Raw genomic sequence first — 2,525 nt, forward strand, 5'->3', positions numbered from 1 at the left:
AGAAGCCGTTGCCATATCGATCATGGAGTCTGTCGATCGAACGGGAGTCTCGATCGGGTGATCGCGGGCCCTGCCCGGCATGAGAGCAGAGCCTGGCGGTACGCGGGGAAAATCCAGGGGTGCGGACGGCCGCGCGCTGCTACGGTCGGGCGCCATGAGCTGGCTTCCCGATGACTTCGTCCACCCCGTCCTGGTACCGCTGCCGGGCGGTGGTCATCACCTGCGGCCGATCCGGGAGGTGGACACCCCGCTCGACTATCCGGCTGTGATGGGTTCGCGCGAGCGGCTGTGGACCATCTTCGGCCCGGCCTGGGGCTGGCCCGCGGCCACCATGACCTACGAGGCCGACCAGGCCGACCTGTTGCGGCACGAGAAGGAGATCGCCGCGCACCAGTCCTTCAACTACGCGCTGTTCGACGCGGCGGAGACAGTTCTGCTCGGCTGTATCTACATCGACCCGCCGGAGAGGGCCGGCGCGGACGGCGAGATCTCCTGGTGGGTGGTGGACGAGCTGGTGGGCAGCAAGGTCGAGCAGGCCCTCGACGCGCTGGTGCCGCAGTGGATCGCCGCCGACTGGCCGTTCGAGCAGCCGCGCTTCCTCGGCCGTGAGATCTCCTGGTCGGACTGGCTCGCCCTGCCGCAGCATTCCGACACGTAAGTGGTTGTTGCCCGTACCGATCTCGAAGGCTGTCGGTCGAATGGGAGTCTCGGTCGGGAGACTGCGGCGGTTTCCGCGCGTGGAAGCAGGGCCTCCTGGTAGCTCGGGGGTGCGATCCCATTCCGAGTGGTTCCCGGAGGCCCTGTTGTCTTTGTTGTACGTGCCCGGGCACGTTGAGTAGCCGTTCTCTATCGATCACGAGGGCGGTTTTGATCGAACGGGGTCCCTGGTCGGGTGATCTCGGCAGGGTCGGCGCATGAAGGTAGGACCTCCGGTGCAGCACGAGGGTTGCGAAGCCAACTCGAGTGCAAGGAGGTCCTGTTGTTCCAGTCTTGCGTGTCGGTGCCGGTCCCGTCCAACTCGTGCGTGTCGGTGTGCGATTGTCTCGCTCACCGGTTCGGGAACGCGGCCGACCAACCCGAACGAGTGCGGCGGTATCCCTCCGACATGACGGACGCGGAGTGGCGGGTGGTACGCGAGGTGATGCCGGTTCCGGCCTGGCTGGAGGGCCGGGGCGGACAGCCGGAGGGCTATTGCCACAGGCAGATGTTGGACGCGGTGCGGTACGTCACTGACAACGCGGTGAAATGGCGGGCGCTCCCGGCGGACTTTCCCCCGTGGGACCGGGTCTACGCGTTCTTTCGCAGGTGGCGTCTGAAGGGCCTGGCCCAGGAGTTGCACGGCCGGCTGCGGGAGAAGGCCCGGCAGGCCGAAGGACGTGAGGCACAGCCGACTGCGGCGATCATCGACTCGCAGTCGGTCAAGGCGGCGGCCTCGGTGCCCGCCGTCTCACGGGGTTACGACGGCGGCAAGAAGATCAACGGCAGGCGCCGGCACGTCATCACGGACAGCCTGGGTCTGCTGCTGATGGTGCTGGTCACGGCCGGGAACGTCACCGACCGCCAAGCCGCCCACCTGATGCTGCCCCGCCTGCGTGAGCGGTTCACCGCGATCACGCTGATGTGGGCCGACAACGGCTACCGCGGCCGGCTCGTCGCCTGGGCGAAGGAGAAACTGCAGCTCACCCTACAGATCGTGAAACGTACCGACGACATGTCAGGGTTCGTGGTACTACCGAGAAGGTGGGTGGTGGAGAGGAGTCTGGGCTGGCTGATGTCCTCGCGCCGTCTGGTGCGGGACTTCGAGACACTGCCCGCTACCAGCGAGGCGTTCATCTACTTCTCGCAGTCCATGCTCCTCAGCCGCCGGCTCGCCCGGCACGCTTCCCGGCGCCGGGCCGGGCAGGACCGGTGGGCTCCCGCCGCGTGAACCGGCCCGACGGCGACGCCGTCAGCCAGCCCCGCTCGGCCAGCCGCCTCGCCCTGGACCGCACCCCCTCGATCTTCGCGGGCACCAACTCCAGCTCAAGCCCAGCGGCTAGCTGCTTCGCCGAGACACCCTCACCGCCACCCGCACCGGATTCCACCAGCTCGATGATCCGCCGGTAGTCCACCGCGAGCGCGTCCACCGTCGCCGCCTCGTGCCAGCGCGGCACAACGGACCTCACCACCAAAGCCGGGACCTTCGCGACCACGGCCGGCGCCTCCCGCACCCCGGCAGCGACCACCGGCGTCTCCTCGCCCCCAGCCAGGGCCTCGGCGAGCTCCGTCCGGGCGATCACCCGACGCTCCAGCACCGCCTCCGCCTCAGCAAGGTCAGCCGCGATCCTCTCCATCTGTGCGCGAAGCTCCTCCGCCCGCACCCGGGCAACCGCCTCCCGCTCCTCCAGTAACCCCATCACCGACGGCATCCGTCGCCTCCGCATCACCGAGAACGAACTGAACGCCCGAACCCTCCCATGACCACGGCGAAACCCTGCCTGAACAGCGGAAACTCATTGCTCACATTCGGAAAGAGAACAGCTTCT

At 67.9% G+C, this 2,525-nt stretch carries 3 protein-coding genes; 2 read left to right on the top strand and 1 reads right to left on the bottom strand.

Translation table 11 applies throughout. The features are described 5' to 3' along the window. Positions 1–154: 154 nt before the first annotated feature. On the top strand, positions 155–658 hold the full coding sequence (locus ACZ68L_RS46765; RefSeq protein WP_469591007.1) for a GNAT family N-acetyltransferase: 504 nt from the start codon (positions 155–157) through the stop codon (positions 656–658). Positions 659–1,105: 447 nt separating this feature from the next. Further along, positions 1,106–1,927: an IS5 family transposase gene (locus ACZ68L_RS46770; RefSeq protein WP_469591009.1), complete on the top strand. Its 822-nt coding sequence runs from the start codon at positions 1,106–1,108 to the stop codon at positions 1,925–1,927. Here the strand turns inward: ACZ68L_RS46770 and ACZ68L_RS46775 are convergent. Continuing rightward, positions 1,857–2,408 carry a hypothetical protein gene (locus ACZ68L_RS46775; RefSeq protein WP_469591011.1) on the bottom strand — a complete coding sequence of 184 codons (552 nt, stop codon included), beginning with the start codon at positions 2,406–2,408 and terminating at the stop codon, positions 1,857–1,859. The two genes, ACZ68L_RS46770 and ACZ68L_RS46775, sit on opposite strands and share 71 nt — an antisense overlap. Positions 2,409–2,525: the final 117 nt, after the last annotated feature.

This window comes from Streptomyces sp. NPDC104309 (assembly GCF_055584025.1).